This is a genomic window from Sphingorhabdus contaminans (genome assembly GCF_007280415.1).
Classification (GTDB): Bacteria; Pseudomonadota; Alphaproteobacteria; order Sphingomonadales; family Sphingomonadaceae; genus Sphingorhabdus_B; species Sphingorhabdus_B contaminans.
Genome location: NZ_VKKU01000001.1, coordinates 1,461,247 through 1,473,574, shown reverse-complemented (window position 1 = coordinate 1,473,574; position 12,328 = coordinate 1,461,247). Strand labels below are relative to the sequence as shown.

Sequence of the window (12,328 nt, the reverse complement as noted above, 5' to 3'; positions counted from 1 at the left end):
ACGCACGGGAAAGGCAAGCATGGCGGCAGTACGCATCCTTCATTTGCACAGCAGTTTCAATCTGGGCGGACAGGAATCGCGCACGGTACGCTTGATCAACCATTTCGGCGATCAGGCGGAACATACCATATTGTCGGCGGTCCCCGACGCCTATGGCGCAGCGGATGCCATTGACAAGCGGATCAAATTTACCCTGCCCAAAGATGCTGCACCATCGCTGGCCGGGATGCCCGGCATGGGCCGGTACCGCAAACTGGCCACCTATATGAAGAAATTCCATCTGGTGCTCAGCTATAATTGGGGTTCGATGGACGGGGTCATGGCGCGCACGCTTTTGGGGCAGGCCATGGGTTTGCCGCAATTGATCCACCATGAAGACGGCTTCAACCATGACGAGATCGATCGTCTGAAAAAGCGGCGTAACTGGTTTCGCACCATTGCGTTGCAGCGCGCAAATTCGCTTGTTGTACCGTCGCGGACACTCGAAAAAATCGCGCGCACGCAATGGCACCAGCCGCTCGACAAAATCTGCCGCTTTCCCAACGGTATCGACACCGACCATTATAACCGCCGCCCGCAACGCGGATCTTTCCCGGGTTTTCAAAAACGCGAAGGCGAGATTGTGGTGGGCACGATTGCGGGACTTCGGACGGTCAAGAATTTGCCGCGCCTCGTCCGTGCGGTTGCTGCCGCAGGGCCCAATATACGCCTCGCCATTGCCGGAGAAGGACCGGAACGCGCGTCCATCATGGCCGAGGCCCAGCGCTTGGGTATTGAGGACAGGGTCATGATGCCGGGCTTTTTGAAAGACCCGGCGCGCTACATCCGTCTGTTCGACATATTCGCGTTAAGCTCGGACAGTGAACAATATCCGATTTCTCTGGTTGAAGCGATGGCGAGCGGTATCGCCGCCGTTTCGACCGATGTCGGGGATGTGCGCAACATGGTTTCAAAGGAAAATCGTCCGTTTATCGTGGACCGCGAAGATGAAGCAGGATTGGCCAACGCCATTTCCGCTTTGGCGCAGGACGCCGTGCTGCGCAGCAAAGTGGGGGAGGCGAACCGGTTTATCGCCTGTTCGCAATATGATGAGGATACGATGTTCGCCCGCTACAGGCAGCTGTACGGCTCTGCGATGAGGCGCGCCGATTTTGCGCGACAAGCCTGAATGTTTCAGTTAGCGGCGAATGAATGGAGTAAGGGGAAGGCGCTATCGTGCGCCGATTGCAATACATAGGGGTTGTGTTTGTGTTCAAGGGTCTGAAACCCATTATATATGGTGGCCGTGAAGTTTGGCCGCTGGTCGAAGGCGGCAAGGGCGTCGCTGCAACAAATCATGCAAGTTCGGGTGCCTGGGCTGCCGCTGGCGGTATCGGTACGGTGTCGGCTGTGAACGCCGACAGCTATGACGAAAACGGCAATATGATTCCGCAGGTCTTTTTGGGCAAAACACGCGCCGAACGCCACGAAGAGCTGGTCGCCTATGGCATCAGGGGCGGTATAGCCCAGGTGAAGCTGGCGCACGAAATTTCCGGCGGGAAGGGTGCCATCAACATTAACGTTTTGTGGGAAATGGGCGGTGCCCAGCGTATCCTGCACGGCGTTCTCGAAGAAACGCGCGGCATGGTGACAGGCGTGACATGCGGCGCGGGCATGCCGTACAAGCTGTCCGAAATTGCTGCGCAATATGGCGTCTATTATCTGCCTATCGTCAGTTCCGCCCGTGCGTTCCGTGCCCTGTGGAAACGCGCCTATCACAAGGTGCCCGAATGGCTGGGTGCGGTCGTGTATGAAGATCCCTGGCTTGCAGGTGGCCATAACGGCCTCTCCAATGCCGAAGACCCGCGCAGCCCGGAAGATCCCTATCCGCGGGTGAAAGCGCTGCGCGATGTCATGCGGGCAGAGGGCATTTCCGACGAGGTGCCCATCGTTATGGCGGGCGGCGTCTGGTATTTGCGTGACTGGAACGACTGGATCGACAATCCCGAGCTCGGCCAGATTGCATTCCAGTTCGGCACGCGTCCGTTGCTGACCCAGGAAAGCCCCATTCCGCAAGGGTGGAAAGATGCGCTGACGCAAATCCCCGAAGATGGCGTTTTGCTGCACCAATTCTCGCCAACCGGATTTTATTCGAGCGCGGTCATCAATCCGTTTTTGCGTGAATTGCAGGCACGGTCCGACCGCCAGATTTCCTATACGCAGGCAGCCGATCTTGACCACACGCTCCAGCTTGATGTCGGGGTGAAGGGCAAGAATTTCTGGGTGACACCGGCGGATCTGATGAAGGCACGCGAATGGCATGCGCGGGGCTTTACCGTTGCGCTGAAGACGCCGGACGACACGCTGGTCTTTGTAACCCCGGAATCAGGCGAGGTTATCCGCAAGGACCAGAAGGATTGCATGGGCTGTCTATCGCATTGCGGTTTCTCGTCGTGGAAGGACCATGACAATAACAGCACCGGCCGGCTCGCCGATCCGCGCAGTTTCTGTATCCAGAAGGCGCTTCAGAACATCGTCCATGGCGCGCCCATCGACGAAAATCTGATGTTCGCAGGGCACAGTGCCTATTTGTTCGGGAAGGATCCATTTTATTCCAACGGCTTCGTTCCGACGGTGAAACAGCTTGTGGATCGCATCCTGACCGGGGATTAATTTCGGCGGTCATTTACCGATTATTGACCTTGTTCGCTTATTTTTTGCGGCAAGGGGATGTTGATGGGGTACATGACGTCGCAATATCGAAAGGTAGCGCCCGCGCGCTTGGAGCAGCGGGAGGCGCAGCGTCATCCTGTGCTGCTGGGAAAGGCAACCGTCCGCAACCGCTCAAAGCCCCCGCTTGAGGCCAGCCTTGTCGATCTGTCGGTCTATGGCTGCCGCGTCCTGATCGACGGGGGTATCGATGTCGGCGACCGGATCTGGCTGCGTCTGGCCGGAAGCCAGCCCATCAGCGCAACGGCAGTCTGGGCGGAGGGCAACCGGCTCGGCTGCAAATTTGACGAAATGCTGGACCGGACGCTGTTCCGGCAGCTAACCCTTCAAACCTGCTGATCGTTCAAAATCAATCCAGATCCCATGCGCGTTCGCCGTGGCTGGAAATATCCAGCCCGTCGCGTTCCTGATCGTCGCTGACCCGCATGGGCAGGACCATCGACACCATATAGCCGATAATCAGGGTGACGACCGCGGAATAGACCGCAACAATCGCGACACCCTTTAGCTGCACCCAAAGCTGAGTCGCCATGCCTGCGCCTTCGGCATAGCCGACACCGCCAAAGCTTTCGCTGGCAAAGACGGCAAGCAGGAGCGAGCCGAGCATGCCGCCGACGCCATGGACGGCAAAGACATCAAGGGAGTCGTCGATCTTCAACGTCCCCTTCACCAGGCCGACGCACCAGAAGCAGACCAGGCCGGCCAGCAACCCGATGATGATGGCACCGCCGGGGCCGACGGTTCCGGCGGCAGGCGTGATGGTCGCCAGCCCTGCGACTGCACCTGTGGCAAAGCCGACCGCTGTCGATTTGCCGACCTTGAACCGCTCAATCAAAATCCAGACGAGCGCCGCGACCGATGCTGCAACATGGGTGTTGATGATCGCGCTGGCCGCTGCGTCACTGGCGGCGAGCGCCGATCCGCCATTGAAACCAAACCAGCCCACCCACAAAAGACCCGCACCCGCCACCGTCAGTGCAGGGCTGTGCGGCAGCATCAGGGTCTTGGGAAATCCGATCCGCTTGCCCAGCATCAATGCCACCACAAGCGCCGAGATGCCGGCCGTGGTGTGCACCACAATGCCGCCTGCAAAATCGATCACGCCCTGTTCGGCAAGAAATCCGCCGCCCCAGACCCAACGGGTGACGGGGATGTAAACGAGCAATGACCAGAGCGCGCTGAAGGCAACGACCCAACCGAAACGCGCCCGTTCCACCCATGACCCGACAATCAGGGCAGGGGTAATGATCGCAAAGGTCATCTGGAACAGCGCAAAGGCGAGTTCGCCGATTGTCTGGTCCTCACGGACTGAGTCGAGCAGGCCGTTGAACATGAAATTTTCGGGCGAGCCGATATAGCTATTGCCGTTGACCGAGAAGGCGAGGCTGTATCCCACCGCAATCCAGATTACCGAGGCAAGCGCAGCGATGGCGCCGCACTGGATCAGGACCGACAGGAAATTCTTGGCGCGGACAAGGCCGCCGTAAAAGAGCGCGAGGCCGGGCAGGGTCATCAAAAGGACCAGGGCGGACGAGGTCAAAATCCATGCGCTGTCGCCGCTATCGGCTTCGGGCAGCGCGATGACGGCATCTTGGGCGAAGGCAGGCGCTGCCAAAAAAGCACCGGCAACACATATTGCACTCAGAATCTTATTGGCCATGTCCGCTCCACCCCTTTTTTTCTGTAGCGCGTCCTAAGACAGGCGGGACGGATGCTCAATGCCAAAAATTACGGTTAACGCCGCGTTCGAGAACGAAAATTGCTCAGGTCCAGCCTTCTAGAACCTGATCAGCCGGCCGATGGCCGTCGGCCCACATCCGGATATTGGCAATCACACGTTCCCCCGAGGCACCGCGGCCTTCAATAGTCGCGCTGCCCAGATGGGGGAGGAGGACGACGTTCGGGATGGCAAACAAGCGTGGGTCAACCGCCGGTTCGTGGGTGTAGACATCAAGCCCCGCCCCAGCGATGCGCCCGGATTCCAATGCGTCCATCAATGCCACTTCATCAATCAACTCGCCGCGCGAACTGTTGATGATATAGGCGTCCGGCTTCATCAACGCGATGCGCTCCGCATTGATGATCTTGTCGGTTTCCGATGTCAGTGGACAGTGCAGCGAGATGATGTCGGCACGGCCCACCAGACGGTCGAGATCGGGTTCAAAACTGACACCCAGTTCTTCTTCGACACTGGCGGGAAGACGGTGGCGTTTGTTGTAGATGATATTCAGGCCAAAGGCCTTGGCGCGTATGGCAACCGCCTCGCCAATCCGGCCAAAGCCGATAATGCCCAACGTCTTGCCGCCAATACGGTGGCCCAGCATTCCGGTCGGGCTCCAGCCCTGCCATGCGCCGCTGCGCATCAGGCGGTGTCCTTCGCCCAGACGGCGCGGCACGTTGAGGATCAGTGCCATGGTGAGGTCGGCGGTATCGTCGGTAAAGACACCCGGCGTGTTGGTCACCATGATGCCTTTGGCCTTGGCAGCGGACAAATCGATATGGTTCACGCCCGCGCCATAGTTGGCGATCAGTTTTAACCGGGGCGGGGCTGCGGCAATCAGGTCGGCATCGATCCGGTCGGTCACCGTCGGCACCAGCACATCGCAATCCGCCATGGCAGACGCGAGCTCTGCCCGGGTCATCGGCGTGTCGTCTGCGTTGAAGGTCGCGTCGAACAATTCGGCCATGCGCTGTTCAACAGCGGGCAGTAGCTTTCGGGTGACACGGACACGTGGTCGTTCGATGCGGCTGAGTTCGGGCATGCGGCGAGTAAAGCGGATTTCGCGCTGACGTCAAGACAGGATGGTTGCACTGTCGGTGTACCTTACAGTATAGAGTACGGCACTGGGGTAAGATAATGGCAAATCAGGCAAAAATCATTTGGCAAGGTGTTGCTCTGTGCGCGGCATTTTTCGGTGCGGTGGCTCTGAATGCACAGGCGCAGCAAAAGACACCCTATTGGGCCTCCATTGAAGAGTCCGAGGCGCGGATGCGCACGGGACCGAGCACCGAATTTCCGGTGAAATGGATCTATAAGCGCCAGAATATGCCGGTTAAGGTTGTTGCCGTGCACAGCGTCTGGCGCAAGGTCGAAGATCCCGACGGCGATCAGGGCTGGATGCATGTCCGTTTGCTCAGCCCGAAGCGCACCGCGCTTGTCGTCGGCAGTAGCATCGCCGCCTTGCGCGAAACCCCGCAACCCACCGCGCGCATCGCATGGCGCGTGGAACCCGGTGTTGTCGGCACAATTGACGAATGCGACAAGGGTTGGTGCCGCTTCGATAATGCAGGGCGCTACGGCTTTATTGAAACCGACCGTCTTTGGGGTGACGAAGCGCCCTAGGTCTCGACCCTAGGTCCTCACCCTAAGCGCGGACCGCGTCCGGCTGGATCGGGTCGGAATGGGCCGCAACTTCCCTGCCACGGTTTACAACCTCGGCAAATTTCGCGTGATATTTGGGGTGTTCCGTCCCCATCCATTTATCCCACCAGGTGAAATACAGACCGTAATTGGTGTTGAAACCGCCATGATGGTGCAAGTCATGGTGCACAGTCGTATTGATCCAGCTCGTCAAAGGCGTCGCAAGCCACCAGCGCGGGAAAAATTCGAAACCGGCATGGCCCATGGCGTTGCGGATGATCTGGAAGTTCAGCCATGTAAACATGACCCAGCCGGGCGTCGGCACGAAAAACTGCCAGATGGGCACAAACATGAACATGACAACAGCCTCCGGAATGGCGAAGCTGTAAGCCGCCCAGGGGGTCGGGGTAATCGACCGGTGATGGGCATGGTGGAAATGCTTGAACAATTTGGGATGGTGCATGAACCGGTGTGCCCAGTAGAAATAGGCATCATGCGCGATGATAATCGCGGCGAGGATCAGCAAATCCGTGCCGAGCCCGAAGCTGCCGTCGAACTTTTTAAAGATGCCATGTTGGCTGCCCCAGATCAGGAACGCGGCGCCAATGGTGTATACCACTGCCGATTGCATGGATTGCAAAAACTCGCGCCGCATATCGGCAGCATTTGCCTCCCGCGACTGGATCTTGCGCTGCCGCAATGCGGTCCGGCGCAGCAACCATACAATGGAAAATGTGACGGCTGCGGCAATCAGATAGCGTCCAAAGTCAAAGGCAAAAACATATTGGCCTTTGGTCAGCAATATATCGAGGGGAGGAATTCCGGTGTTCATTCATTTATCCTTGGGCAATTGATGTTGGCCATCTGCCCGTTCGGCGGCGACTATGCCCTTCATATTCCGAATGTGACTAGCCGATTTTGAAATCAACCAGCCTTTTGAGCGCGATAGGCGCTGGGCGTCATGCCTTCTGCTTCGCGAAAGGCGCGGTTGAATGGCCCCAGGGACCCAAAGCCCGCGTCCAGGGCGATGGTGATGATCGGCACGTCTTTCTGCGCAGGATCTGAAAGCGCCGCCTTCACTTCGGCAAGGCGATAACCGTTGAGGAATGACGTAAAGTTGCGGTGGCCCAGTTGCTGGTTGATTGTCCGGCGCAGCCGATATTCCTGCTCGCCCAGTTGCTGGGCCAGCTTGGCGATCGACATGGTTTCATCCCGATGCGCCATTTCGCGCGCCATATGTGCCAGCAATTTTTCGGACAATCCGTCATCGGCATGCGTTTTTGCCGCGGCGCTCCGTTGCACCGGCAGGCTGGGGCCGAACAGGTCCGCCTGACGCATCTGGAACAGGGCGGCGCAAAAGGCGAGTACCACCAAAATGATCGTGCTTCCCACAATACGGATCATCACCCGGTCCGCCAGGCCGTTATGCGTCGCGACCTCGGTAAAGGCGATGACGATGACGTAAAATCCGACCACTGCGATAAGGCGCGGGCGCATTTTTCGCCGTGGTTCGACAAGGTCGCCTTCGCGGCTGCGCCATACTTCCCAGAACGCCGCGGCGGCAAAGGCCAGCATGGCAATACGAAACAGGACGCCCGACACCATATTGATCGCGCCGTCTTCTGCCGATGTCATTTGGGTGACGCCCGTGTTGATAACGGATAATATGACGAGAAAGACCGCCCCCGGCTTTACCTTGTCCTCGTCGCTGAACCAGGCGCGCGTAAACAGCCAGAACAGCCCGGGCGTGGCCCCTGCGCCAAGGGCCAGAAACAGCCCCACCAAACTGGGTTCCCGGTACCAGCCCGTCGTGACGAGCAAATAGCAACAGATCGCGGCGTTCATCTGGACAGCAAGGCGGGCCGCAAGGGACTGGCCATGATCGCGGAGCAAAATCCAGCTCCAGAGCATGAACAGGGAAATGGCACCCCCACGCGCCATCATGTCGATATGGTTGAAATCATCCATCGGGGTGCATCGCTCTCACAAAGCACGCATTGCGACAAGCTGATTTCGAAATCAGACAGATGCCGCCGCGTTCAGAATTTATTTTCAAAATCCTATTATGGCCTTTCGGCACCACCGACGGAGCCCCTTGTGCCGGACATAAGCAGTTTAAAGTTGTTAGGTGCCGCCGGCATCCTGTCTTACGCAGCCGCGCGGCTTGCGGCGAAGGCGGGCATGATCGGATATAGCCGCCTGCTTCTGGTTGCCGTACCCGTATCCGGCATGCCCGAAATGCCGCGCGGGTTCAGGGTAGCGCCCATGTCCGCCGCCGAACTGGAACAGCACAGCATCGACATCAGCCCGGCGGTCCAGCGCCTCCGCTTTGCACAGGGCATGACCTGTCTCGCCGCGTTCAACCGCAAGGACGAACTGGTCGGCGTAACCTGGGTGGGCGCCGGTCCGTTTGAAGAAGACGCGATGCCGATCCGCTTTCATGTGCCCGCCGATGCGGGGTGGGATGCTGGGCTATGGATTAAGCCGCAGTTCCGGATGGGCAGGGGATTTGCCGCGCTGTGGGCGGGGACTGCCCAATGGTTGCAGGCCCATGACCGGCGCTGGTCGATGAGCTGGATCGCCGATTACAACCTGCCATCCATATTGTCGCACAAACGCATGGGGGCCGTGACGGTGGGCCGGATCATGACATTCCGCTTTTTCCGCTGGCATTATATGGCCGAAGGACATCCCCGGCTTGTCCGCATGCACGGTGGAAAGGCAGCCGACTTGCGCATGGAAAGCCCCGCGACGCCAAATTTCTGCGCCTGACCTTCGGACGCTGCTTTGTCCGCGCTGAAATCCGTTTTTACCACAGCTTTTGGGTGCATGGCGCGCATTTCACGATAGTCGCGGCGGCATGCCGCTGCTATCGCTTGCGCTATGTCCGAACAGAAGCATCTCTACCTCGTTGATGGCTCCGCCTATATATTTCGCGCCTATCATCGCCTGCCGCCACTGACCAATATCCATGGGGAACCTGTGGGAGCCGTTTACGGCTACACAACCATGTTGTGGAAGCTTGCCGACGATCTGCATCAGGCCGATGGCCCGACCCATATGGCGGTGGTTCTGGACAAAAGCTCGCAGTCCTTCCGCAACGAAATATACGACCTGTACAAGGCCAACCGGCCGGAACCGCCGGAGGATCTGCGCCCGCAATTCCCCATGATCCGCGATGCCACGCGCGCCTTTTCTCTGCCCCTGATCGAGGAGGAGAATGTCGAGGCGGATGACATGATCGCAAGCTATGCCAAGGCAGCCTGCGCTGCCGGCTGGCATGTGACCATCGTATCGTCCGACAAGGACCTGATGCAGCTTGTCGAACCCTGTGTCGACATGTTCGACACCATGAAGAATGAGCGCATCCGCGCTGAAGAGGTGTTCGAAAAATTCGGCGTCGGCCCGGAAAAGGTGGGGGATGTGCTGGCGCTAATGGGTGATAGCGTGGACAATGTCCCGGGCGTCCCCGGCGTCGGGCCAAAGACCGCGACCAAGCTGATCCAGGAATTTGGCGATCTGGAAAGCGTCCTTGCCGCTGCTCCCGATATGAAGCCGTCGAAGATGCGTGACAATCTGATCGAGCATGCGGAAAAGGCGCGGCTTTCAAAGGTGCTGGTGACGCTTAAAGAAGACTGCCCCTTGCCGATCCCGCTGGAGGATATGAAGCTGGGCGCTATTCCCGAAGAGCCTCTGGCTGCCTTTTTGCAGCATCACGGTTTCAACTCGCTTCTGAAACGCATCGGTCAGGTGGCCAATACGGCCGCCGCCAACAAGGCCATTGCCGGAAACCCCAAGGCAACGAACAAGGGGGATGGCGCGGCAAATGCGCCGGTTGCAGGACAGGCCGCGTTGCCACCTGCGATGCCGCCCATTGATGTAAATGCCTATGAATGCGTGACGACAGCCGACCGGCTCGATCACTGGATTTCGCGGGCGATGGAAACGGGACTGGTCGCCTTTGACACCGAAACCGACAGTCTGGAGGCGGTGACGGCACGACTGGTCGGGTTCAGCCTTGCCGTGGCGCCGGGCGAGGCCTGCTATGTGCCGCTGGGGCACGGAGGCACCGACCTACTGGCCGAGAACCCCGAGCAGATTCCCTTTGCCGAGGCGCTCGCGCGGTTGAAACCCCTGCTGGTCGAACCGAGCGTGCTGAAGATCGGCCAGAATCTCAAATATGACATCAGCGTCCTGGCGCAGCACGGCCTCACCATTTCGCCCTATGACGACACGATGGTGATGAGCTTCGCGCTTGACGCCGGTGACCATGGCCACGGCATGGACGAACTGGCGCGGCTGCATTTGGGGCATGAATGCATCAGCTATAAAAGCGTGACCGGCACCGGCAAAAGCCAGATCGGTTTCGCCGCCGTGCCGCTTTCCGAAGCGACAAAATATGCGGCGGAGGATGCGGACGTTACCCTGCGCCTGTGGCACCATCTGAAATTGCGGCTCAGCCCGGACAAGGTTACGACCGTCTATGAACTGGTCGACCGGCCTTTGGTGCCGGTCCTTTCGAAAATGGAATGCACGGGTATCAAGGTTGATCGGGCCGTACTCGCCCGCCTGTCCGGCGAATTTGCCGCGCAGATGGAAAGCCTTGAAAAGGAAATCCACGAACTGGCAGGGCAGCCCTTCACGATCGGCAGCCCGCAGCAACTGGGCAATATCCTGTTCGAAAAAATGGGATTCAAGGGCGGGAAAAAGGGCAAGTCCGGCCAATATTCCACCGATGTCACCGTGCTGGAGGATCTGGCGGGGCAGGGCGTGGAAATCGCGCGCAAGGTGCTGGACTGGCGGCAATTGGCGAAGCTCAAGTCGACCTATACCGACAGTCTGCAGGAACAGATCAACTCCAGAACCGGTCGCGTCCATACCAGCTATTCACTCGTCGGCGCGCAGACCGGGCGGTTGTCGTCGACCGATCCCAATTTGCAGAATATCCCGATCCGCACCGAAATGGGCCGTCAGATTCGCGATGCCTTTGTGGCGGAGCCCGGCAATGTCATCCTGTCGGCCGACTATAGCCAGATCGAACTGCGCCTTGCCGCGCATTTCGCCGATGTCGCACCTTTGCGTGACGCCTTTGAAAAGGGTGAGGATATCCACGCCCGCACCGCGCAGGAAATGTTTGGCGAGGTGAACCGCGACACCCGTGGCCGCGCGAAGACCATCAACTTCTCGATCCTCTACGGCATCTCGCGCTGGGGCCTTGCCAAGCGGCTTGAATCCACACCGGACGAGGCACAGGCGCTTATCGACGCCTATTTCAAACGCTTTCCGGGAATCTCCAACTATATACAGGAGACTTTGGCTACGGTCCGCGAATGTGGCTATTCCACCACCTTGTTCGGGCGCAAGACATGGTTCCCGCGGATCAAATCCGCAAACCAGGCGGAGCGGCAGGGAAGCGAGCGCGCCGCGATCAATGCGCCGATCCAGGGTACCAGTGCCGATATCATCAAGCGTGCGATGGTGCGCATGGGCCCCGCGTTAGAGGCGGCGGGATTGCCCCATGTGAAGATGCTGCTGCAGGTGCATGACGAACTGGTTTTCGAATTGCCCGAAGGTGACGTCGCCGCCGCCAGCAAGGTGATAGAGGCGGTGATGGCCAATGCCGCCGAACCTTTGGTCAAACTGACGGTTCCGCTCGGCGTGGAAATCGGGACAGGTCCAAGCTGGGGCGCAGCGCATTAACATAGGGTAGATACAAGCCGCGCCCCGACGCTTGTCAGGACGTGGCTTCTTCGCCTTCCTCTTCTTCAAACGTCACCGCCACATCGGCATTTGCCGACAGGCGCACAGTGCCATCCTCGACCGCCGCAACAAGGCCGCCACTGATATAGTGGTGATGCCCCTGATGCCGGCCTTCGCCGCTATCGTCTTTGGTCAGCTTGATGCGGTTTCCGACAACGCGGTCCACCGTGCCGACATGAACACCGTCCGCACCGATAACTTCCGCATGTTCCTGAATTTGGGAAAGGTCTGCCATTTGTTTTCTCCTGAAGTGGGGAAAAGCGTAACGCTAAAAGACGGCAGAAGGTCCCTCGGCGAAACGCATTCGCATAGCCGCGGCGGCAGATCGTCTTCTGCATCCGGGTCGGCGCCAGGTTCTGATTGTCACAGAAAAACTGGAACTGACTCGAAACTGTCATGCTGACGACGTGAACGCGTAATGCATGGCGGCTATCCGGCAGTTCCAGTTAAGGCAAAAACTGGGAAAATCATGACAGACGTTTTGACCAAAAACCCGCT

11 protein-coding genes are annotated in these 12,328 nt (G+C 58.8%); 6 read left to right on the top strand and 5 right to left on the bottom strand.

Annotated features, from left to right (window positions below; genetic code table 11):
* Positions 1-19 precede the first annotated feature (19 nt).
* The 3 genes from FOM92_RS07090 to FOM92_RS07080 all read left to right on the top strand — a co-directional run bounded on the left by FOM92_RS07090 (position 20) and on the right by FOM92_RS07080 (position 3,048).
* The gene (locus FOM92_RS07090) at positions 20-1,168 is read left to right on the top strand and encodes a glycosyltransferase family 4 protein (RefSeq protein WP_143776046.1); all 1,149 of its coding nucleotides are present in this window, start codon (positions 20-22) and stop codon (positions 1,166-1,168) included.
* Positions 1,169-1,248: 80 nt separating this feature from the next.
* Positions 1,249-2,652 (top strand): NAD(P)H-dependent flavin oxidoreductase, encoded by a 1,404-nt coding sequence (locus tag FOM92_RS07085; protein ID WP_143776370.1) that lies wholly within the window; start codon positions 1,249-1,251, stop codon positions 2,650-2,652.
* 63 nt (positions 2,653-2,715) lie between these two features.
* On the top strand, positions 2,716-3,048 hold the full coding sequence (locus FOM92_RS07080) for a PilZ domain-containing protein (RefSeq protein ID WP_170226808.1): 333 nt from the start codon (positions 2,716-2,718) through the stop codon (positions 3,046-3,048).
* A gap of 10 nt (positions 3,049-3,058) precedes the next feature.
* Here FOM92_RS07080 and FOM92_RS07075 read toward each other — a convergent pair whose 3' ends face one another.
* Together FOM92_RS07075 and FOM92_RS07070 are read right to left on the bottom strand one after the other, a co-directional pair.
* On the bottom strand, positions 3,059-4,369 hold the full coding sequence (locus FOM92_RS07075; RefSeq protein WP_143776044.1) for an ammonium transporter: 1,311 nt from the start codon (positions 4,367-4,369) through the stop codon (positions 3,059-3,061).
* Between the two features lie 103 nt (positions 4,370-4,472).
* Positions 4,473-5,471 (bottom strand): 2-hydroxyacid dehydrogenase, encoded by a 999-nt coding sequence (locus tag FOM92_RS07070; protein WP_143776043.1) that lies wholly within the window; start codon positions 5,469-5,471, stop codon positions 4,473-4,475.
* Positions 5,472-5,566: 95 nt separating this feature from the next.
* On the opposite strand from FOM92_RS07070, the gene FOM92_RS07065 reads away from it, so the two are divergent.
* Entirely contained in the window at positions 5,567-6,052 is a 486-nt protein-coding gene (locus FOM92_RS07065; protein WP_143776042.1) for an SH3 domain-containing protein, read from the top strand.
* A gap of 22 nt (positions 6,053-6,074) precedes the next feature.
* Here the strand turns inward: FOM92_RS07065 and FOM92_RS07060 are convergent, their stop codons facing one another.
* Both FOM92_RS07060 and FOM92_RS07055 read right to left on the bottom strand, forming a co-directional pair.
* Positions 6,075-6,902 (bottom strand): sterol desaturase family protein, encoded by an 828-nt coding sequence (locus tag FOM92_RS07060; protein ID WP_143776041.1) that lies wholly within the window; start codon positions 6,900-6,902, stop codon positions 6,075-6,077.
* Positions 6,903-6,994: 92 nt separating this feature from the next.
* Entirely contained in the window at positions 6,995-8,038 is a 1,044-nt protein-coding gene (locus FOM92_RS07055; RefSeq protein WP_143776040.1) for an AraC family transcriptional regulator, read from the bottom strand.
* Positions 8,039-8,167: 129 nt separating this feature from the next.
* Between FOM92_RS07055 and FOM92_RS07050 the strand changes: the two genes are divergently transcribed.
* Together FOM92_RS07050 and polA are read left to right on the top strand one after the other, a co-directional pair.
* Positions 8,168-8,842, top strand: coding sequence for a GNAT family N-acetyltransferase (locus tag FOM92_RS07050; protein ID WP_143776039.1), 675 nt, complete (start codon positions 8,168-8,170; stop codon positions 8,840-8,842).
* A 111-nt stretch (positions 8,843-8,953) separates the two neighbouring features.
* Entirely contained in the window at positions 8,954-11,770 is a 2,817-nt protein-coding gene (polA, locus tag FOM92_RS07045; protein WP_143776038.1) for a DNA polymerase I, read from the top strand.
* A gap of 34 nt (positions 11,771-11,804) precedes the next feature.
* Here the strand turns inward: polA and FOM92_RS07040 are convergent, their stop codons facing one another.
* Positions 11,805-12,065: a DUF2171 domain-containing protein gene (locus FOM92_RS07040; protein WP_143776037.1), complete on the bottom strand. Its 261-nt coding sequence runs from the start codon at positions 12,063-12,065 to the stop codon at positions 11,805-11,807.
* Between the last annotated feature and the right edge of the window lie 263 nt (positions 12,066-12,328).

Bases quoted from the DNA above. Each gene is read 5' to 3' on its own strand.
- FOM92_RS07090 (WP_143776046.1), top strand. From the start codon at position 20: ATGGCGGCAGTACGCATCCTTCATTTGCACAGCAGTTTCAATCTGGGC.
- FOM92_RS07080 (WP_170226808.1), top strand. From the start codon at position 2,716: ATGGGGTACATGACGTCGCAATATCGAAAGGTAGCGCCCGCGCGCTTG.
- FOM92_RS07075 (WP_143776044.1), bottom strand. From the start codon at position 4,369: ATGGCCAATAAGATTCTGAGTGCAATATGTGTTGCCGGTGCTTTTTTG.
- FOM92_RS07070 (WP_143776043.1), bottom strand. From the start codon at position 5,471: ATGCCCGAACTCAGCCGCATCGAACGACCACGTGTCCGTGTCACCCGA.
- FOM92_RS07065 (WP_143776042.1), top strand. From the start codon at position 5,567: ATGGCAAATCAGGCAAAAATCATTTGGCAAGGTGTTGCTCTGTGCGCG.
- FOM92_RS07060 (WP_143776041.1), bottom strand. From the start codon at position 6,902: ATGAACACCGGAATTCCTCCCCTCGATATATTGCTGACCAAAGGCCAA.
- FOM92_RS07055 (WP_143776040.1), bottom strand. From the start codon at position 8,038: ATGGATGATTTCAACCATATCGACATGATGGCGCGTGGGGGTGCCATT.
- polA (WP_143776038.1), top strand. From the start codon at position 8,954: ATGTCCGAACAGAAGCATCTCTACCTCGTTGATGGCTCCGCCTATATA.
- FOM92_RS07040 (WP_143776037.1), bottom strand. From the start codon at position 12,065: ATGGCAGACCTTTCCCAAATTCAGGAACATGCGGAAGTTATCGGTGCG.